The organism is Bacteroides sp. OM05-10AA (genome assembly GCF_003439055.1).
In the GTDB taxonomy this organism is placed as follows: domain Bacteria; phylum Bacteroidota; class Bacteroidia; order Bacteroidales; family Bacteroidaceae; genus Bacteroides; species Bacteroides intestinigallinarum.
Genome location: NZ_QSUR01000039.1, coordinates 30391 through 51594, shown reverse-complemented (window position 1 = coordinate 51594; position 21204 = coordinate 30391). Strand labels below are relative to the sequence as shown.

The following is a 21204-nucleotide window of genomic DNA, read 5'->3' as shown; positions in this document are numbered from 1 at the left end:
TGACTCACCTTAAGTTGGTTTCAGACTGTTTTTATAAAAATGGTTATGTATAGCTATACATAAGCCTTTGAAAACCAAAGGACAGCCTGCCTCTACCAGCATTTCAAGCAGTGACAAGGCACGGATTACTTTTTCAATGAGATTCTTGTCGTTGTAGTGTAGGTCGGACGAAACTCGTTCAATCCATTCTGTCGTGAAACACTCTTTCTTTATCATACTATATTCAAATTTTCTAAGATTGTTGATAATTCTTCTTTCACTTTACGTCTGCCGGCATATCTGAAAAGTCGGCTTCGATTGATTGCATACAGATTAAAGGCATTTTCTATGATACGTTCGCTTTCACTATCTTGCAGATAAAAGAAGTCCACATCTCTCAATATGTCCACCAATAGTTTTTCCAACGTGGGCATAGGTACGCCCGATATGTGCTGTAAGGGAGCTTCTGATACAAGATTTTCACTATAAAAACACGGCTGTCCATATCTACATACCGGTATATCATCTCTTTGTTCGGCCGCAGATAAACATCTTGGTAATCGTCTTTCAGAAGATGGAAAACGGTTTCTGCTGTACCTCTATCCGTTTCCACATAAATAATGCGGTTGGGTGAAAGGTGATGCTGCAACGGTGCGATAATCTCTCCCTGATAGATGCAAAATTTGGCGAACGGGAAATGGGTTGTCAGCAAATCATAAACTTCTTTCACTTCCTCTGCCGGTTGCGGGGCAAAGGACGGTTTCAAAATTCTGGCATACATTCCACGCCCGGTTCTGACCAACTTGTTTTCATTCACGAGCTTGAATAAATACCATGCCAGGGAAGACTTGTTTATGCCAATCTTTTTGTGAAGATAGGCAAACAAATCTTCCATGCTGAATTTAAGATGGGTGTCAGCATATTCAAGTATGGATGTCGTTGTTTCGTTAGCCATATCACTTGTTTTACGTTGCAAAAATAGCAAATTTTCGGCACTAAATAGAAATAGTGCCGAAAATTTGTTGTTTGCAATCTTGAAATACAGCAATCAAAGCCAATTAATCGTCTTGCATTTGTTCATTTTATAACTCCACTCGATAGTATTGCCAACTTTATTATTTGCAAAATATCGGCACTAATTGAAAACAGTGCCGATATTTTGCAGGTGTCTACTTCTTTTTATACCATACACTGACTTATCCCTATTGTACGACTCAGGTTTTACCCGTTTGCTGGTAGGTCTGGTTTTCTCTTTTCGTCGGCAAAGGTAGGACAAAGCGCATAACGCCAAGCCGCATTTCATTCGGATAACGAAAACAGACGGTTGCACGGTCGGTTTTCTATCCGGGTTTGGCTTTTTATGCTCCACTTTATCCATTTCCTGCCTTAAAAAGCTGAAAAACAGACCTGCGAAGCAAAGCGAAAGCAGGGAAAGAAAAAACAGCTTCAAAGTTTAACCACTCAAAAACAAACTGTTATGGTAGAAGAAATTAAACAAGGCGACAAAGTTGTATTGTCGAGCGAGGACGGCTTTTCCGTACCCATGATTTTTAACAACATCTGCGGTAAGAACTTTTCAGGGGAGGAATACCGCAATTATATCAAGTATGTAGTCTATGACAGCATGGGGTTGAAACTGGGCATTGTCTCCTATTATCGGGACGGAGTTTTATACAAGAGCGGTACAATCCCGAAACTCTGAACGGACATTAACGGCGCAGTTTAGTCCTCACGAAAAGAACAAAGAAATGTGAAGTGAAATGAAAAATTGATAGATATGGAAGCAACGACAATTCATCCGGCAGGAGCCTACCTTCGTAACGCAGACAACCCGCCGTACTTGTACGTTTGGATAGAGGGAACACGGCCGACGGTGCGAACCGGGAGAAGATAGCATAAAGACTTTTAGAGATACAAACTCCGACTGTAAAGCCAGTCCGTGACAGTGTAAACAATATGGGTTAAACTTCTCTAAAAGTATCAACCTAAATCAAGGAAGGTCAATAGTGTCTTGTCCTGAAAAAAGTTGACTCATTACACTTCGGTATAATGGCGCATTGTAAGGAAATGTTTTAAGATATTCTAAAGGGTATGAAAACCGATGCCAATGAAAAGTATTTATTCTACTATTTCAGTAGATACTGACCAATTAATTGTCTCTGATAGCGGGAAAAAACCTAATTAGTTGGATAAGTAACTATTCAAAATTAATTTTATATGTATGAGTCATTCACATATAAATTCGTACCAACAGATGCAAGTGCCCTGTTTGTACAATAAAAAAGCGAGTCCTTAGTATTGTAATCAGCAGGTCTTATCCATTTGCCTTTCAATATACGCCATAGAGTTTCGGCAAGATTAAGTTCCGGAGAGTATGTTGGAAGATAGAAAAGATATAATCCTCTATCCTCCCATATCTTTCTCAGTTCCTTTATCTTCCGGTTTCTATGGACAGAAGCATTGTCAAGTATAACCACCGTTTTCTTCTTTATCTCAAAAGAGAACCTGTCAAGATAATCCACAAGTTTTTTTGCATTGATGGATTTCTATGCCAGAAAGCCTTTATACTGATTTCTTCGGGTTATCATGCCAAAGATATTAAGTCTTGCAGTTTTCTCGGATGGAATATAGACATTCTCATCTTTGAACTGCCAACCGTAAGGTACATAACCATCGGTACATACATGACTCTCATCTGCATAATAAAGTTCAATTTTCCCTTTGGAATCAAGACATTCAAGTTCTTGCAACTTCTCTTTCTTATATGCGTGGAGTTGCGGTGAGGGGATACCCCTTGGGTGTTTTCTTATTCGCCTATATCTTGCACCAATGCTCCTAAAAAACGTTTGAAAGTTATGTCACTGGCTTTTTTGCCGGAAGCCTTTTCTCAGACCTCACGCGCTTTTGAAACACTCTGACGATCTTCTTCTATAGCCTTACGGACTAATTCCTCGTCGGAACAGTCCATAATAGGCTTATGACCTTGACCGGGACGTGTTTCCAAACCTTTGATACCACTTTCTTTATAACGTTTTATTCATGCATATATTGTTGGGATTGTCACATTAAAAATTTCAGCTATTTCCGATGCAGATTTTCCAGATGACTTCAACAATATGGATTTGCATTTGATACGATAGTTATGAGTAGGGTCATTTTGATAGTCTTTCTCCAGTTTGAGGCGATCAGCCTCGGTTAATTCGAGCACTTTTATATGTTTCATGATTTACATTTTACAATGACATGATACGATATTAATATTTTGTGCTGAATATAAAAATATTTTAGATCACTTAATTAATTGTGTGTTAGAAAAAAAGTGTGGATGGACGAAAGAAAGATCATAGATAGAAGACTCCTTGCCGATTTGGCAAAGGAGATTGATCTGAATGCCTCGCATTTGGAGGAGTTGGGCGAAAGCCGCCAATGGGAGATTATCGTTGGTGGCGATATGCTTGAACGAATGGTTGAGATTCAACATCGGTTAGAGCGGCTGGCCGCAATGGGTGACGATAAGTATCGGGGATTCTATATCGAGGTGCTATGGCCTACGCCGGAAGAGTGGGGCGGTGCTGAGGAGTTGATTGCTTCGGGCGAGTATGGCAGTCGGGAGGCATTCCTTGTGGACTGGCTTGCGTTCAACCCGATGGAGACCAAGTGGTTCTATGTCGCTTCGAGCTTATACGGGGATTCTTGGTCAATTCGTGTTACAGATCAGAAACATACTCGCTTTATCATTACGAATCGCTCCAAGTGTTCGGATGTAGAGCCAGATGATACGTGGTGCAGGGAGAACCTAACTCGTTTCTTCGACTATTTGCAACGGATGATTGATGTAGTTGTTGCGAATCCCGGCGGGTCTAATGATTATGTGGCACGCAATCTGCCATACCAGCAGCGTACAGGACGTATTGCACAAAAGGAATTTAACCACATAGTACCGAATTTCAAAATCGAGGTGGAAGAGTATGAAACGGCCATCAAGGCTTTGGAAGACTCAGTACACGGGCATTCCGCCCCTCTTTGGGAAACCATGACCATCCGAAGGTGTTGTACTTATTACCGTATTGCCAACGAGGTATATGAAGATTATTACAGGAAACGGGGATTCAGTGGGCTCATCTATACAGATTCACAGGATGTTCTGGAAGAGTTGCGTGATGTGGCCTATTACAAGCGGAAGAAGTTCGTGGATGTGACGGAAATGTATGACATTGACAGACCGGAGGATTTCATGCAGTTTTGCAACGGACCATTACGGTGAACTGGGACTTTCGCGTCTGAATGTCTTTGCCTCAAATGACCGGCAGCAGGGGTTGAAAATTGTTGTTTCCAACAGTTATTCTGCCAATGCTGGATTAACCATTGAAGTAGCTACCGCCTTATATAAGGCAGGAGTGCCACTACTGATATACGACGCAGAGAAGCTCCTAAGAATACTGTGTGAAGAGGGTACTGTCTATGAGCTGCCGTGGGAATATGAATGCTTGGGTGATGGCAATTCGGCTATGACTCAGGAGCAATACCATGCGATTGTTTCACTTATAGAATGGCAGCCAGAGGCAAGAATAAGAATTCATTAAACGAGTGTATTTGAAAATCTACAAGCTAAGCGGCAATATGCAAATTATTAGCACAAATTTGACATAGTGCCGATAGTTTGTATAATTTCATATTTGAAAAACGAATTTTAATATGTTGGATTGAATCAAACATCTTCTGCATTGATAAGTAAGAAGGTAGAATATTCTAAAAACAGGAATTTTATTTTGCTCGTATGAAAGTATCATTGACAGACTTACTTCGTTGTATAGGAAAGTTGGTCTGGACTGCTTAATATTTTCTTTAGCAGAAATCATACAAGAAAATAACCCAAGAACGCTACAATATCTTATTTTTTATGACTTCATTTATATGTCAATAATATGTTTGCATATCTGTATATTGAATAATTGTAAGAAAAATTGTCTATGTTCTTACTTGAATAGATATAGCCTTCAACCACAAAATAATAAGTCATAAGGCAATACTGAAATATTTTGTTAGTGCATCAAAGGTCAATTTCTTTAAACTTGAAGCCGTAGATGCTAATATATAAGAGTAAAGACAAATATTTCAATAGAATGTTATTTGTTTTTATAATAGAATATCATCTGTCGTAATTTCCGTTCCGAATATTTTTTAATGTATATATCTGTTTATCAGTGTTATAAAAATTGAATATGTTCGAGACTGAGAAATAAAAAATATTATTCAGACATCAAATATTTATGATTTTGACAGATTTTATAGAGAAAATCTCAAAAATACATCGGGGGACATAATTTTGTCCCCCGATGCCACTATAGGGGACAAACTGGGGACAAAAATGTGGAAAACATAAGCTAAAAAGAGAAAATATGGTTCTCAAAACAGTTTATTTTATATCTATATAAGTTATTTTCTATCAGAAAATTACAAGTTGCTATTATATAACCATATGATTATTAATACGTTAATCCACTCACCAATGCAATATGTATTATAAAATCGTAACATATTGATAATCAGATATGCATTTGGAGGTTTTTCATACCGGGGGACAAACGGGGGACAAAAAAATAGAGACAATCTGCAAAGAAAACACTAATACATTTTCATTTTTGAAATACGTGGTTAAGGAGCCTGTCAAATCTCCTTTGTCCCTCGTGTCTCTCATGATTTGAAGCGGTGTATTTGCTCTTTGTACCTCTTTTCTTTCGTCACCTCTTATGTATAGAAGTTTAGTCTTGTTTATTGTATATCTATCAAAATTCTAAACCAAACTATTTGCCTACCAAAAGATACAGAGCCTTTTCTTTTTTTGGCAGGCAATACTTCGAAGATTATGAATGTTGCGTATGACTATATCTATTTCTTAAGATAGCTTGATAGTAATATTCTGAATAGAAAAAGAAGTATTATTTCTTTTATTGTTCAAATAATTGCTATATTTGCAGTATGGATAGAAAATTAAGTGAAATAGGAACCATTCCAGTAACGACTTCAATCATTGAATCGTTATATCCGGAACTTAAGTCTGCTAATAAGAAAGTAACCTGGCTCGAAAAACAAGGGGTTATCATCAGATTGAAGCGAGGACTTTATGTGATCAACCCCGAGTATTCTGGAAAGGCTCTATCAAGTGAGTTGATAGCCAATCATCTCTATACACCTTCATATATTTCAATGTCTACTGCACTACGATATTATGGACTTATCCCCGAGGCTGTATATGTTCATCAATCGATGACAGTAAAACATCCCCGAAGCTTTCAAACTCCAGTCGGCAGTTATGACTACAAATATATTTCAAGAAAGGCATTTTCGATAGGAGTAAGAAGTATGAATAAAGGTGACTATGCATTTCTTATTGCATCACCGGAAAAGGCTTTGTGCGATTTGATTGCCAATTCCTCAAAAGTCATTCTTCGTTATATGAAGGATGTAGAGATATATTTTGAGCAGGATATTCGTATGGATATGGATGAGTTCTATAAGATGGATGCAACCATATTTGAAGATTATATTCATGTGGGTAAAAAGGCTGATTCAATTTCGACACTTTTAAAATTCTTAAGGCGATGAAAAATGAAATATTCGACAATATGCTCTCCCTTTATGATTTAACAACGGAGCAACATAAGAGAAACGCCATATTTGAAGTTAACCAACAAATGATACTTGCAGGCCTGTATGCTGGAGGCTTCTTTGAGTCAGCTGCGTTCTATGGCGGAACTTGCTTGAGAATCTTTCATGGCTTGCAGCGTTTCAGTGAGGATATGGATTTCTCACTACTTATGCAAGATGATAAGTTCAATTTTACGAAATATTTCCCTGCTATCATTGACGCCTTTACAATGGTAGGTCGTGAGGTTGAAATAAAGAAAAAAGATAAGAAGAATTTCGGAAAAGTCGAATCGGCATTTCTTAAAGATAATACCGATGTGTATGATGTGACTTTCCAAACAGAAAAGTCAATAAAGATAAAGATTGAAGTAGATACTTGTCCACCGTTGAACTTCAAGACGGAACAAAAGCTATTGCTTCAGCCACATTCATTTATGTCCCGTTGTTTTACACTTCCAGACTTGTTTGCAGGCAAGATGCACGCACTGGTCTATCGTGTGTGGAAGAATAGAGTCAAAGGTCGTGATTGGTACGATTTTGAATGGTATGTACGCCATAATGTTCCGTTAGATTTTACTCATTTGGCAGAACGATGCAAGCAGTTTAACAATGAGGATATTACTCCAGAGTTATTCAAAGAGAAACTCATTGAGCGTCTCTCTACAGCTGATATAAAACAAGTGAAAGAAGATGTATTGCCTTTCGTACGCAATCCAAAGGAACTTGATATTTGGTCAAATGATTATTTTGTACAGTTGGCAGGGATGGTAAGAATGGGATAATGTTGGGTGAAATAGAGGGGGTATGAAGTGGAAAGAACCTTTTCTATCACACAATCCAAGGGTATTACGAATATGAAAAAAAATAACAAAGAACTAAATAACAACGACAATTATGGTTAATTGGCTGCATATATCTGATTTGCATTTAGGGAGTGGAGGTACCATAACGAACATAATGCGCGATGAATTACCTATCTACTTGAAAAGGCTGGGAGTAAAATGTGATTATGTATTCTGTACGGGTGATATCCGAACAGCGAATGTAAATCCCCATTTATTTACTGATGATATGGCAGCATATTTGATTTCAATATGCGAAGCTGTTCAAACGTCAGTAGATAGATTGTATATAGTTCCTGGTAATCATGATGTGGATAGAGATGTTGATGGTCGTCATGATGTTATCAGGAAAGTATTCTATGATGGCAAAGGATACTATCACCCGGATAATGGCATTATAGAGCCAGAAGACCTGTCGGTCATTATGACAGGAGAGAAAGATTTTCTTTCTTTTCTTAGCAAAATATACGACGCAGACCGACTGAAATTATATGGCAATCCGAAAATGCCGCATTTTAATATAGAGACAGAGCATTTCAATATTCTGCATGTAGATACCAACTTAGCATACACCAGCGGACAGGAACATAACGACTTGTTCGTTGGTACAAAGTTATTATATGATGCAATACATACGCTTAATAAGAATAAGCCTACTATATTGCTTAGCCATTATCCGGTTACTTCGTTTCTGCAAGGAGAGAAGAAAGTACTCTCGACGATGCTGCAACATAATGGAGTTCGCCTATGGCTGGCTGGTCACGAACATGACCAAGTTCTACAGAAAGTTCATTATATCTATTCTTTACAAGCGGGTGTTCTGCGCAATGAACAAGGTGTGCGTTCTTCGGTCCTTTTAGGACAATACGACCCGACAACTTGTAAGTGTTTTGTAAATGCGCATACATGGTTTGAAGAAGGTTGGGCTAAGTATCCTTATGTTGATTTGGAGAACACGCCTCAAGATGTTTTTTCCATAAATTTAAGTTCTAAATTAAATGATACGACCGCTATTCCTCAAGATTTGAAACAAGTGATGAACGGCCTTACATTAAGAGACGTTAATGTAGATTTAATTCAGCAGGAGCCGTTGCTTCCTGTAATTCAGAGCGATAATATCATAGAACGTACAGCTTTGTTGAATCGTTGCCTTAATGCATTGAATGATGGTAAAATACTCGTGATTTTTGGTTCTTTGAAAATAGGAAAGTCGACTTTAGCAGCACAAATACATCAGCACAGGCCAAAGACTGCCATATATGATTCTGTTCTGCAGACGGATTTGGAAAATAAGGTAAAAATACTGCTACAGGAAGGAAAGGGAGGTGAAAGTGTGTTGGTTAGCTCCGGAGCATTAAATCTAAATTTATCAGGGCTTGATGATAGAAGAGTTTTTCAGATTGAAGTACCTTTATTAACACTAACTGAAACCAAAGAACTTGTTGATACGTATGGACCAGAGCAGAACCCACATATGTTCATTTATGCACATAGTTGTGGACATCCTGCTCTTGTGCGAACACTTTGCGAATATTTGAAAGCTAATCATTGGCAATTAGATGAAAAACATTTTTCCAATCTTTTAGCTTATAGTTTTGACTATAATCTGAGTAGAACAATGGCTGAATTAATGCGGACATTGTTACCAGATACAACAGATCGTGCATTGCTAAATCGTTTGCTGATAGTGAATGGAAGTTTCACGGAAGAAGATGCCTGCAAATTAGCCGAAATTACTCCATCTATTGAAGAGCCAAGAATGCGCTTAAATGGATTGATTCCTACATGGGTAATGTCTTTAGATAATTGTTTTAAAACGAACCCACTTATCAGTAAATTATGGAAGCCCGATGTGTCAGAACAGACTTTCAAAGATGCCAATTTAGTATTGGCAGAAGGTATTTTGACTAAGAAAAAAGTACTTGGAGAACATGATGTATTGAATTATATCCTATACAGTATTAGAGGTGGTGCAGATGACAATGCTGGAAGAATGTACATTACAATCTTAATGAAATTGGATGATATTGGAGAATTGCCACATGGAAGCCTCCTTTGTAAATTATGGATGGATGTCCCCTTACCCGAGGGAATGTCTATTGATGTCAAGATAGGAGTACGTTATCTTCAAATTGCACTTATCAAAGATCTGAGTGCAACTCAACGATCATTCTTGATAAAGGATTTAAAAGACAATGTCTCTAAATGTACTGATGCAGAAAAAATACCGTTCTATAGTAGCATGATTACAATGATTTGCTGGATGGAAGGTGACATTGAGGGTGGGTTGTCACATTATCATCGATACCTGGAAAGTAAAGGTGATGACAACAAACTATTAAAGACTATTGGAGATGTAAAACCTGTTTTTGATAATAACATTTGGTTTTTCCTTCTGCTTTTGTCTAATGAACAAGCTTTCATTAACTGGCTTGATGTATTCAAGGCAGATGATGTTGAATACTCACATAACGACTATGTAATTTGCGAGTGTTGTTATCTTGCAATAGAACGACTTTGGAGGTATCATTTAGTGGGTGAACCCGTTAATGATCGTGTGGAAATATTATTCAGAATTTTGGCAAAAGCAGAACTTAAGCGCTGTTCAGAACTTGCTATCGCTTGTGTTTTTGCAATTATGGAGATTTTTAACTCTGAACACCGTTATGAAGAAGCTCGGTCGCTATATGAAAGCAAGTATTCTAAGTATGAGGAATTGCCATTTGCGCAGTTGATTTTGAATGGTTCAATGGGGAATAGCTACTTCCGAGATGTTGCTGAAGTACATGGTCATGCTCTTGATTACTTTAAAAGGTCACTTTCGATTGCAGATACCGAGTTGATTCCCAATATTATGTTGCATGTTAAGCAGATGATGGCATACGTTCTGGCTGAGACTAATATTAATGCGGCAGTAAAAGAACTTGAAGAGGCACTACAATATGTTTCTGATGTTAAACATCGTATAGATATATATGAATACTATCAGTGCATAGGAGAGTTGTCATATACATATTGGTGTGCGGGCAATAGACAGAAAGCTGTTGAAAAACTATCAGAATGTGTGCGTTTTGTCACGAATGACCTTCAAGATGGCAAAGAAAAATTTGCCAAGAGTTTTATCTGTTTATTAGGGTGTCTAATAATAAAGTATCAGTGTGATTTGGATAACAAACCTATGCCTAAAGATCAAGCGATTCCTCGTCATGGGATGTTCACTGAAAATGACTTAAGTTCATTTGATGATCTATATAGCGAAGACCGTATCTATACATCCAGTTATCAGATGTGTCAGCTGTGTAAAATGGTCGGCTTAAGGGATTTGGCTCGTGAATGGGCGCATAGAACACTGGACGCATGCAAGAAAAGAGGCGAAGTTCGCGAGATTCATTATCTACTCTTCCTGTTATTACCATATTTTATTGAGGATAATGATAAAGATGCCATACTTTTTGTAATTAATCATACATGTGAAGCGCAGCGCATTAGTTATGAGAATCACCCTGAACTGCATAAAGAAAATGCAGACTTTGAGTTTGTTGAGTTTCGTATAGTGCCTCTTCTAATGGCGTCGCTTGGTCAGAATCTTCGTGGAGATGATAGTGGTTTGAAACTCATTAAGAAGGTATTGGACAATTATCATCCGGTGAATAATTCTGAAAAATTTGAACTTGTGAAATCTGTGTTTGATAGACCTTCGTATGATAAAGACTATATAGCGGAAATTAATAAGTTGGACATGAATGATAACTATGTTGTCTATATTTGTGCTTATCTGATGACAGCTTATCAGAGTGAGGCAGATTATGCATTCTCACTTCTAATTGCACTTTTGCCTATGTTGGAGAAACAATTGATTCAAATCTTGGGTAAAGAGATAAAACCTATTATTAATCATTTTGTGACTGATTTTTGGAAGGCTAAAATTCTAACAGCTCCTAACGAATTCAAAGATTACAAGTTCCTTCGAGAAAAGGGGCTCCCACATATTGAAAAGTATGAAGGAACGATAAATCAGGCAAATCATACGATGCTTGTCGTTAGTAATCATGTAAATAAACTAGTTAAACTTAATGACTCACAGGAGGATTGGATGGATAGGTGATCTTTTTGTTATAGGGATAGTCGGTAGTGTAAAATTTAAACAGGCTCTAAGGTACAGTTTTAAATATTCCTTGGTCTTTTTCCATTACGATAAATGTTAAGGCACAGGCTAATGTTTCCCATTTGTCAGCTTCTTTTCTCTAAGTTTAACGAGCTCTTTCTTGGTTATCGCTTTCTTTGCCATATCTGTATTCTGCTTCAAGGAGTTATTACTATTGTTTTTGATTTTTGTTTGAGGGACATAATTTTGTCCCCAGTCTGACTTTTAGAGGACAAACTGGGGACAAAATTATAAAATTTAATACGGTATTTTAGGTTTCTTTATGTATATAAAATGCTGATTATTAGCTATATGGTGGTTGATTTTATTATTATTGAATTTTCCAAGGTGTATTTTGTAATCAGCTGATAATAAGCGGTTTAAATTTTGCTATTTCCCGATGCAAAAATGTTGAAAGATATTTTGAAGTACCATGTCATTCGTAACCTCACCCGCTATGTCCGAAATGAAGAAGATACACTCTCGTATGTCTTGCGAAAGAAAATCCCCAGAAATCTGCGAATCAAGTCCGTTTTGTACTCTATGAATAGCTTCCAAAGCTTTATTTAAAGCTTCGTAATGCCTTACATTTGTTACAATAATATCATTCTGTGTCACTGTAGGCAAGTGTGCTGCATCAATAAGCATTTTTTGTAACTCACTTGTATTCTCCCGTTGTTTGGCCGAGATGAAAATAGATTCCGTAGATTCTTTGGGGAAGTCTTTTAATAAAGATAATAAATCCTCTTTCTGTTTACCTTCAATCAAATCAGCCTTATTGAATACAACAATCAAATGTTTTCCTTCGCAACGTGGAATTATCTTCTCCGATAACTGTTCAATTTGAGAGGCGGCATTCACAGCATCTACCATCCAAAGAACAATCTCCGCCTGATCTAACTTCTGAAAAGTACGTTCAATACCCAAACTTTCAATCGTGTCATTGGTTTCCCGGATTCCGGCGGTATCAATGAACCGGAAAGTGATTCCTCCGATATTGACAGTATCTTCGATTACATCACGTGTTGTCCCGTGAATATCACTGACAATGGCTTTATCCTCATTCAATAATACATTCAGTAAAGTCGATTTTCCGGCATTTGTTTCACCGATGATAGCTACGGGAACACCATTCTTAATAGCGTTGCCGACACTAAATGAATGAGCCAACCGCGAAATGACCTGTTCAATTTCATCTGCCAGCTTCCTTAATGCCGAACGATCGGCAAATTCCACATCCTCTTCGCTGAAATCCAGCTCCAATTCAATCATGGAAGTGAAATTCAACAACTTGTTGCGTAGATCTGTCAGCTCTTTACTGAATCCACCCCGCATCTGGCTCATTGCCAATCGGTGAGTGGCAGCAGATGAAGAAGCAATCAAGTCCGCCACAGCTTCTGCCTGACTTAAATCCATCTTTCCATTGAGGAAAGCACGTTGCGTATATTCTCCCGGTTGGGCCATGCGGCAACCATTTTTAATAAGCAACTGCATCACCTGTTGAAGAATATAAGTGGAACCATGACACGTGATTTCCGTACTGTCTTCTCCCGTATACGAATGAGGAGCACGGAAAAGGCTGACGAGCACTTCATCAATCATCTCATCTCCGTCATAAATACGCCCGAATGTCAAAGTATATGGTTTTTGTTCGCTTAATAATTTGCCAGCTTTGGCTGGCTTGAAGATGCTGCCGGTAATAGAAATAGCTTCCGGACCGGAAACGCGGATGCTTCCGATAGCACCGCCTTGAGCGGTAGCGATGGCGCAGATAGTATCTTGAATCATTGTTTTTTCTTTTTGGATGAGCAAAGATAATTGTTTCTAAGTAAAAAACAGAAAATTGAGCACAACTTGTGCTTTATTTGTTTATATTTGCTGCCGTGCAGTGGTACACCAAACAAAATAAAACAATAATGCTTATGGAACCAGCGATTAATTTATATTCTTCCAATGAAAAGAGTGAACTCATACGGGAGAACTCACAAGAAATACTTTCTGTCCTTGCAGCTCATCAAATAGCTTTGTGGGAATATGATATCATTACGGGCAAATGCTCTTTTTCTGACGACTATTTCTCTACACTTGGTTTGAAGAATGCCGGAGTCCTTTTTGAAGATATTGATAGTTTCTATCGGTTTGTTCATCCGGACGATGCTGAAGCTTATAAGCAGGCTTTTGCAGAGATGCTTTCATCAGACTCTAAGACTTCACAAATCAGACTTCGTTGTATTGGTGAACAGGGAAAAGTGATTTGGCTGGAAGATCATTTTCTATCCTATAAAGAGAGTTGTAAAAGCCATCCGGGTAAAGTGATGGCGTACACGGTGAATGTCACTTCACAATGCGAAAAAGAGCAACATATCAAATATCTGGAAGAATATAACCGCAAAATTATTGAAGCACTGCCGGAATTCATTTTTATTTTTGATGATAATTTCTTTATTACTGATGTCCTGATGGCACCGGGAACGATATTGCTTCACCCTGTGGAAGTGCTACGCGGGGCAGATGGACGATCTATTTATTCACCGGAGGTTAGCGACTTGTTCATTTGTAACATTCGCGAGTGCCTGCAGGACGGACAGTTGAAAGAAATAGAATATCCGGTTGAAGTGGATGGGGGAGTACATTATTTTCAGGCACGTATCGCTCCTTTTGAAGGGAACAGAGTGTTGGCATTGATACATGATATTGGAGATCGCATTCAGCGTTCGCAGGAATTGATTGAAGCCAAACGTCGTGCGGAAGATGCCGATAAGATGAAGTCGGTTTTTCTGGCGAATATGAGTCATGAGATTCGTACCCCGTTGAATGCTATTGTTGGCTTTTCGGAGATTATTGCGGTGACGGAGGGTGAAGAAGAGAAAAGGGAGTATCTGGAGATTATCCAGAGAAACAGTAACTTGTTACTGCAGTTGATTAATGATATTTTAGACCTTTCCCGTATTGAATCCGGTAAATCGGAAATGCATTTCCAACAGGTTGAGATTGCGGGACTAGTGGAAGAAGTGGAAAAAGTGCACCAGCTGAAGATGAAGTCGAATGTAGAATTGAAAGTGATTCGTCCCGAAGGGGAATACTGGACTTCTACCGATCGTAACCGTGTGATGCAAGTATTGTTCAACTTCTTGTCGAATGCGATTAAAAATACGGAAAAGGGAAGCATTACTTTAGGCTTGAAACATGAAGGACCCTGGCTGAAACTGTATGTCAGCGATACGGGTTGCGGTATATCCAAAGAGAAACTCCCTCAAATTTTCACCCGTTTTGAAAAACTGAATGATTTTGTGCAAGGCACCGGATTAGGGCTTTCAATTTGTAAAAGCATTGTAGAACGACTGGGCGGCCGTATCGAAGTAACTTCAGAATTAGGGCAGGGGAGTGTGTTTGCACTCTATTTACCCTATCAGGAAATACCGAAGGAGGTTGTCGAAAGAAGACTTCCGCATAAGAAGAATGTCGATGAGGATAAACGTAAAAAGATATTGGTGGTAGAAGACATTGAGTCGAACTTTGCCCAACTTAATATTCTTCTGAATAAGGAATATATTATTTCGTGGGTACGCAACGGACAGGAAGCCATCAATAGTTTCATTCGCGAAAAGCCGGATTTGATTCTGATGGATATCCGTATGCCGATCATGGACGGTATTCAAGCCACTGAAAAGATCCGTACAATTTCTTTGACTGTACCTATTATCGCAGTGACCGCGTATGCTTTCTATACTGAACAGCAACAGGCTATTCAGGCAGGATGTAACGCTGTTATCTCAAAACCCTATTCTTTGGAAAGGTTGAAAGAGACAATAGAATCTTATATCGGATAATTAATTTTCTAAAAGAGAGCTAACATTCTGAATGTTGTGGTGTTATTTATTATATAGTAGTAACATTATAATATATTAGAATATGGAGAAAGTGAAAAAGATAGTCCTTATCGGGGCAAGCGGCTTTGTGGGCTCTGCCCTTCTGAATGAAGCATTGAATCGTGGTTTCGAGGTTACGGCAGTGGTTCGTCATCCGGAAAAGATAAAGATAGAGAATGAAAATCTGAAAGTGGTGAAAGCCGATGTCTCCGCGCTTGATGAAGTGGCTGCCGTTTGTAAAGGTGCAGATGCGGTTATTAGTGCATTCAATCCGGGATGGAATAATCCTGATATATACGATGAAACAATCAAAGTTTATCTGACCATTATTGATGGAGTGAAGAAAGCGGGTGTTAATCGCTTTTTGATGGTGGGCGGTGCCGGTTCTTTGTTTATCGCTCCGGGCTTGCGTCTGATGGATTCCGGTGAAGTACCCGAAAATATATTGCCGGGAGTGAAAGCTCTAGGAGAGTTTTATCTGAACTTTTTAAAGAAAGAAAAAGAAATAGACTGGGTATTTTTCTCTCCGGCAGCGGATATGCGTCCGGGAGTACGTACAGGACGTTATCGGTTGGGAAAAGATGATATGATTGTAGATATTATAGGAAACAGCCATATCTCTGTTGAAGATTATGCCGCCGCCATGATTGATGAACTGGAATATCCGAAACATCATCAGGAGAGATTTACGATTGGTTATTAATAAAAAACAATGGCTTGAATCCACACATATTATCAGTGAAAGATTCAAGCCATTATACCTTCTTTTAATTGCAATTTTATTCTTTCGATTACAATTTAATCCTCCTGAATATAGATTTATATCCTGTCAAGTACTGTCTTAATCAGCGTATCGATTGTATTCTTATATCCGGTGTTGGCCTCTTTGATAAGTCGGTTGGCTATCACCATGCAGACGGTCATTGCCTTGTGTCCCATCAATCGGCTAAGTCCTGCCAAAGCCGAACTTTCCATTTCGAAGTTGGTAATTTTGTAACCTTTATATTCGAACGCTTCAATCTTATCATTCTGTTTCGGGTCTGCTAATGGGATACGCAGTTCACGTCCTTGGGGACCGAAGAAACCTCCGGCAGCGATTGTCACTCCACGTACCATGTCATCTTTGGCGATCCGGTCGATCAATTCTTCACTGGCATCAATGACGTAAGGAGCAGGAGCGCACATATTTCCCGACCAACCCATGTGATTGAGGAAAGCACGTTCGAAAGGCAAATCGCATACGGCATTACGTCCGGCATAGAAATTCAGTAACCCATCGAAACCGATGGACTTTTGTGAACAGACAAAAGTTCCGACAGGCGTATTGGGTTGCAGACCGCCACATGTGCCGATACGCACTAATTCCAGTTGGCGGAACTGATCCTTTTCTTCGCGGGTGACAAAGTCGATATTGGCGAGTGCATCCAATTCATTCATTACGATGTCGATGTTATCGCAACCGATTCCTGTAGAGACTACCGTAATTCGTTTACCTTTGTAAGTACCCGTGATGGTTTTGAATTCGCGGCTTTCCACTTCACATTCTTTGTTTTCGAAATGAGAAGCTACGAGTGCTACACGTCCGGGGTCACCTACTAGGATTACTTTATCTGCCAACCATTCGGGTTTTACGTGAAGATGGAATACTGAACCGTCTTCATTGATTATTAATTCAGAGGATGGAAAGTACTTTTTCATGTCATTGAAAGGTTTTAGTTTTATAATAGGATTGTATCTATAAATAGAAACGCCGGAACCGGATTTAAGTTCAGAAGAAGTCTCTTTCTTTTTCCATAGGAAAGGAGAGAACGTCTTGCGACTGAAATGAAATCGGATTCCGGCGTTTGTGATAGATTATTTGCTCAATGGCTGATTGCCAGCATTGCCTGTTGTAGGCTTGGCGATATTCTCACGCATGGAAGTATCAGCTTCGATATTCTTCATACGGTAATAATCCATGATGCCTAAGTTTCCACTGCGGAAAGCTTCAGCCATTGCTTTAGGAACTTCAGCTTCTGCCTCAATCACTTTTGCACGAGCTTCCTGTGCTTTTGCTTTCATTTCCTGTTCGGAAGCTACTGCCATAGCACGGCGCTCTTCAGCTTTTGCCTGTGCAATATTCTTATCTGCATTAGCCTGATCGATTTGCAGAGCCGCACCGATGTTCTTACCTATGTCGATGTCCGCAATATCAATAGACAGGATCTCGAAAGCAGTTCCTGCATCCAGACCTTTACGAAGTACAAGTTTAGAGATAGAATCCGGATTCTCCAATACCGATTTATGGTTTTCAGAAGAACCGATAGACGAAACGATACCTTCACCTACACGGGCAAGGATCGTATCTTCACCTGCACCACCGACCAATTGTTTGATACTGGCACGTACTGTTACTCTGGCTTTAGCTATCAGCTGAATACCATCTTTGGCAACGGCTGTAACAGGAGGGGTGTCAATAACTTTAGGATTTACAGACATCTGCACTGCTTCGAATACATCACGTCCTGCAAGGTCGATAGCAGTTGCCATTTGAAATGACAATTCGATATTCGCCTTCGATGCAGATACTAAGGCATGGACTACTTTTTCCACATGTCCTCCCGCCAGATAATGGGCCTCCAGTTCATCACGGGTTATGTTTTTTAATCCAGCTTTGTGGGCCTCGATCATTCCCGGCACAATGATATATGGCGGAACATTACGTATACGCATCAGAAATAGTTGTATCAACGAGATGTTGACACCTGATACTTTGGCCGACAACCATAAAAAGAACGGCACATAATGGAAAAATAGTATTAGGAAAATAATACCTCCAACAATCAGAAGTATAGGTAAGTACAAGGATGTTTCCATTGATAATTTGTATTAAGTGAATATTATTCTTTGTGTTTCTCAACCATGATTGTACCGTCGGTGATGCGGCTTACGATTATCGAAGTCTTCTCATTGAGGAATCCGTCTATTGACTTTACCTCTACAATTTTTCCGTTAATCTCGGCATAACCGATTTGTGCGAGGCGGGTAGTACTGATTCCTGTATCACCCACTTTGACGCTATCTTCTGCGCTACGGTCTACTTTTGAATCGATATCTTTTTTCAACGCCAGTTTGTCCAGCATCTTCGATCGCATAAACCAAATCAGTGATCCGATGCAGGCAACCGCTGATATGCCAAGAGTGACAAATCCTCCTGCCATACCTAAATTGTCGAACGCATAGTAGTTGGCATACAGGATGCAAACCAATGCAGAAATTCCGGCCAGGCTAATGCCTGGGATGACGAACAGTTCTACCAGGAACAGTATGACTGCGGCAATAATGAGAACGGCGATAATGAGTATATCCATAGTTCAGAGTTATTATTTATTTTGTTTTTTCTGCATTACGTACATTCACTTCGAGAGCATCCAGTTCTTCGGACATTTGCAGTATCCGCTTTTCAAGGTCGAGAATGGCAGGAGCCATTTTTGCTTTTCCCTGTTGGTTGGCACCGGCATATTGTTGACGAAGGCTGTTCAGCTTTTCTTCTTGTTGATAATAGTCTTTTTCCATCTGCTGATAGCGTTGGAAAAGTGTCTTGGCTTTTGCGGATTTAAAGTCGCTCATCAGATAGTAAGTCATATGGTCGTCAATGACAAACTCAAAATCCATGGCACGGCGTTCTTTGGGTTTATGACTGATAGCAGCTTCCAATCGTTGCAGTGCTTCGGTAACCGCTTGTTTATCCTTCCAGGTTTCTTTTAGCGAATGAATCTGCGCCAGACGAATGATCTGTTGCTGCTCCATTGCTTCATAATTATAAGTCTGTTTGGAAGTGTTAGGAATGAATACATAAATGCATACCTTTCCTTCCGGTTGGAAACGGTCGGAAGCAAACCATCCGAGGTTGTTGTATTCATCAATGACGTACATATAATCGTTGTACGGCGAGTTGAACGGCATACCCACATTCTCCGGAACAAGATAAGTGTCGGTATTCGTGTTGTAGCGAGTGACAAAAATATCATAGCCACCCAGTCCCTCGCCATCGCTGGCGTAATAAACGGTGACTCCATCTGATAGGACAAACGGATAATTCACATTGCCGGAAGCATTAATACTACCCGGTAACGGGCGTCCGTCACTCCATTCATTCAACAACTTGTTCTTTGAAAAGATGTCAAGATTACCTTTCTCACCCTTTTCGCTATAATAAATTTTATTTCCGATTTCTGTTTCATAAACAGTTCCCGGATGATCTCCTTCTGTCTTGAAGAACTCATTAAAAGTAAAGAGCTTGCCCGATTCTTCGCTAATCTTATAAGCGTTCAGGAAAGTCGCTTTGTCCACAACGAAACTGTCGATGATACATACATCTTCAACTCCCTTCAACATACGGAGGTCGGATTTGCTTTTTTCCAGAAGCTTTTCTGCTTCTTCCGTCGTTTTTTTACGTTTACTTAAATCTGCGATATATTCCTCAAAGCAGTTCACAGCGTCTTCAAAGCGGTACGTCTCATTATATGCTTGTCCCAAATAGAGTTGTCCACCGGTGATACGTTTCTTTACCGCTATTTCAAGAGGTTTCACCGCCTCTTCCGCCTCTCCGGTTTTCAGGCAACATACGCCATACCAATAATTATAATTCCCGTTCGACGGTTGTGATTTAGCATACTTCTTAAAAACTGGTTTGGCTTGTTCGTACTCACCTTTGGTAAATAAGGTGCGTGCCTGTTCCAACGTTTGTGCAGAGACTTCGCAAAGGAAGAGGCTGCAAATTAAAAATAGAATATATTTTCCTTTCATCGTTTTGAGCGTTTATGAGTGACGGGTAGATTGAAAACATTGCTGCTTTCGGGCACCGGTCCATTTATCAATTGTTCAAAAGTACAAATTTATTAGAAATAAACCCTTTTTCAGTGATTCTATTATGTTAATTCTTCTTTAAATCATTCTTTTCGCTTACTTTTGCAGCCGATTTTCAAAGATATGACACAATTTACGGAAGAAGAGAAAACCATTCGCCGCATTGAACGGCGGTTTAGCAAAGGAGTGGTGCAATATGGATTGATAGAAGAAGGAGACAAAATCCTTATCGGACTGTCGGGAGGAAAAGATTCGTTGGCGCTTGTGGAACTATTGGGGAGACGCGCACGTATCTATAAACCTCGCTTTTCTGTCGTTGCCGTCCATGTAGTGATGAAGAATATTCCTTATCAGAGTGATACGGAATATTTAAAAGCGCACTGTGAAGCGTATGGAGTTACCTTTGTGCAGTATGAGACTGCCTTTGATCCTGCTACCGACACACGTAAATCTCCCTGTTTCCTCTGTTCATGGAACCGTCGGAAAGCCCTGTTCACAGTTGCCAAGGAACACGGATGCAATAAAATCGCTCTCGGTCACCATATGGATGATATTTTGGAAACTTTATTGATGAATATCACTTATCAGGGAGCTTTCAGTACAATGCCGCCCCGGTTGGTGATGAAGAAGTTTGATATGACAATTATTCGTCCGATGTGTCTGGTTCATGAAGCTGATTTGGTAGAATTGGCGATTTTGCGTCATTATCAGAAGCAAGTGAAGAATTGTCCTTATGAATCGCAGTCCAGCCGGAGTGATATGAAAGGAATTTTACGGCAGTTGGAAGCGATGAACCCGGAAGCTCGTTATAGCCTTTGGAGCAGTATGACTAATGTACAGGAAGAATTATTACCAGATAAAATAGATTAATTTG

At 39.4% G+C, this 21204-nt stretch carries 17 protein-coding genes and 2 pseudogenes; 9 read left to right on the top strand and 10 right to left on the bottom strand.

The window, feature by feature from the left end:
• Window positions 1–63: 63 nt before the first annotated feature.
• Window positions 64–216 (bottom strand): annotated as a pseudogene (locus tag DXB58_RS23050) (nucleotidyl transferase AbiEii/AbiGii toxin family protein); the annotation flags it as partial.
• Window positions 213–934 (bottom strand): annotated as a pseudogene (locus DXB58_RS23045) (DUF6577 family protein). The pseudogenes DXB58_RS23050 and DXB58_RS23045, both read right to left, overlap by 4 nt.
• Window positions 935–1456: 522 nt before the next feature.
• Between DXB58_RS23045 and DXB58_RS23040 the strand changes: the two are divergent.
• Entirely contained in the window at window positions 1457–1681 is a 225-nt protein-coding gene (locus DXB58_RS23040) for a hypothetical protein (protein WP_122138383.1), read from the top strand.
• A 511-nt stretch (window positions 1682–2192) separates the two neighbouring features.
• On the opposite strand, the gene DXB58_RS28275 is transcribed toward DXB58_RS23040, so the two are convergent.
• The 3 genes from DXB58_RS28275 to DXB58_RS28265 all read right to left on the bottom strand — a co-directional run bounded on the left by DXB58_RS28275 (window position 2193) and on the right by DXB58_RS28265 (window position 3202).
• Complete coding sequence (locus DXB58_RS28275) at window positions 2193–2519, bottom strand: transposase (RefSeq protein WP_255421190.1); 327 nt, start codon at window positions 2517–2519, stop codon at window positions 2193–2195.
• A 6-nt stretch (window positions 2520–2525) separates the two neighbouring features.
• Complete coding sequence (locus DXB58_RS28270) at window positions 2526–2729, bottom strand: hypothetical protein (protein WP_032948242.1); 204 nt, start codon at window positions 2727–2729, stop codon at window positions 2526–2528.
• 287 nt (window positions 2730–3016) lie between these two features.
• Window positions 3017–3202 (bottom strand): hypothetical protein, encoded by a 186-nt coding sequence (locus DXB58_RS28265; RefSeq protein ID WP_050541345.1) that lies wholly within the window; start codon window positions 3200–3202, stop codon window positions 3017–3019.
• Between the two features lie 102 nt (window positions 3203–3304).
• Here DXB58_RS28265 and DXB58_RS23025 point away from each other — a divergent pair, with 102 nt between their 5' ends.
• From DXB58_RS23025 to DXB58_RS23010, 5 genes are all read left to right on the top strand, one after another.
• On the top strand, window positions 3305–4243 hold the full coding sequence (locus tag DXB58_RS23025; protein WP_309299923.1) for a hypothetical protein: 939 nt from the start codon (window positions 3305–3307) through the stop codon (window positions 4241–4243).
• The gene (locus DXB58_RS28490) at window positions 4188–4562 is read left to right on the top strand and encodes a hypothetical protein (RefSeq protein ID WP_309574114.1); all 375 of its coding nucleotides are present in this window, start codon (window positions 4188–4190) and stop codon (window positions 4560–4562) included. Before DXB58_RS23025 ends, DXB58_RS28490 begins: the two co-directional genes overlap by 56 nt.
• Window positions 4563–5958: 1396 nt before the next feature.
• Window positions 5959–6585: a hypothetical protein gene (locus DXB58_RS23020; protein WP_007844358.1), complete on the top strand. Its 627-nt coding sequence runs from the start codon at window positions 5959–5961 to the stop codon at window positions 6583–6585.
• Window positions 6582–7409, top strand: coding sequence for a nucleotidyl transferase AbiEii/AbiGii toxin family protein (locus DXB58_RS23015; protein WP_007844359.1), 828 nt, complete (start codon window positions 6582–6584; stop codon window positions 7407–7409). Before DXB58_RS23020 ends, DXB58_RS23015 begins: the two co-directional genes overlap by 4 nt.
• 112 nt (window positions 7410–7521) lie before the next feature.
• The gene (locus tag DXB58_RS23010) at window positions 7522–11574 is read left to right on the top strand and encodes a metallophosphoesterase (RefSeq protein ID WP_122138382.1); all 4053 of its coding nucleotides are present in this window, start codon (window positions 7522–7524) and stop codon (window positions 11572–11574) included.
• Window positions 11575–12003: 429 nt separating this feature from the next.
• On the opposite strand, the gene mnmE is transcribed toward DXB58_RS23010, so the two are convergent.
• The gene (mnmE, locus tag DXB58_RS23005; protein ID WP_004304880.1) at window positions 12004–13401 is read right to left on the bottom strand and encodes a tRNA uridine-5-carboxymethylaminomethyl(34) synthesis GTPase MnmE; all 1398 of its coding nucleotides are present in this window, start codon (window positions 13399–13401) and stop codon (window positions 12004–12006) included.
• A 134-nt stretch (window positions 13402–13535) separates the two neighbouring features.
• On the opposite strand from mnmE, the gene DXB58_RS23000 reads away from it, so the two are divergent.
• Both DXB58_RS23000 and DXB58_RS22995 read left to right on the top strand, forming a co-directional pair.
• Entirely contained in the window at window positions 13536–15443 is a 1908-nt protein-coding gene (locus tag DXB58_RS23000) for a PAS domain-containing hybrid sensor histidine kinase/response regulator (RefSeq protein WP_122138386.1), read from the top strand.
• A gap of 82 nt (window positions 15444–15525) precedes the next feature.
• A complete protein-coding gene (locus tag DXB58_RS22995) occupies window positions 15526–16185 on the top strand; it encodes an NAD(P)-dependent oxidoreductase (protein WP_122138381.1) in 660 nt (219 codons plus the stop codon).
• Between the two features lie 116 nt (window positions 16186–16301).
• Here DXB58_RS22995 and DXB58_RS22990 read toward each other — a convergent pair whose 3' ends face one another.
• The 4 genes from DXB58_RS22990 to DXB58_RS22975 form a co-directional block, all read right to left on the bottom strand.
• Window positions 16302–17180, bottom strand: a complete 879-nt coding sequence (locus DXB58_RS22990; protein ID WP_004302019.1) for a nucleoside phosphorylase — start codon at window positions 17178–17180, stop codon at window positions 16302–16304.
• 156 nt (window positions 17181–17336) lie between these two features.
• Complete coding sequence (gene floA, locus DXB58_RS22985) at window positions 17337–18338, bottom strand: flotillin-like protein FloA (RefSeq protein ID WP_004302020.1); 1002 nt, start codon at window positions 18336–18338, stop codon at window positions 17337–17339.
• 23 nt (window positions 18339–18361) lie between these two features.
• Window positions 18362–18832, bottom strand: coding sequence for an NfeD family protein (locus DXB58_RS22980; RefSeq protein WP_004302021.1), 471 nt, complete (start codon window positions 18830–18832; stop codon window positions 18362–18364).
• 16 nt (window positions 18833–18848) lie between these two features.
• Window positions 18849–20270, bottom strand: a complete 1422-nt coding sequence (locus DXB58_RS22975) for a tetratricopeptide repeat protein (RefSeq protein WP_122138380.1) — start codon at window positions 20268–20270, stop codon at window positions 18849–18851.
• 183 nt (window positions 20271–20453) lie between these two features.
• Between DXB58_RS22975 and DXB58_RS22970 the strand changes: the two genes are divergently transcribed.
• On the top strand, window positions 20454–21200 hold the full coding sequence (locus DXB58_RS22970) for an ATP-binding protein (protein WP_122138379.1): 747 nt from the start codon (window positions 20454–20456) through the stop codon (window positions 21198–21200).
• Window positions 21201–21204: the final 4 nt, after the last annotated feature.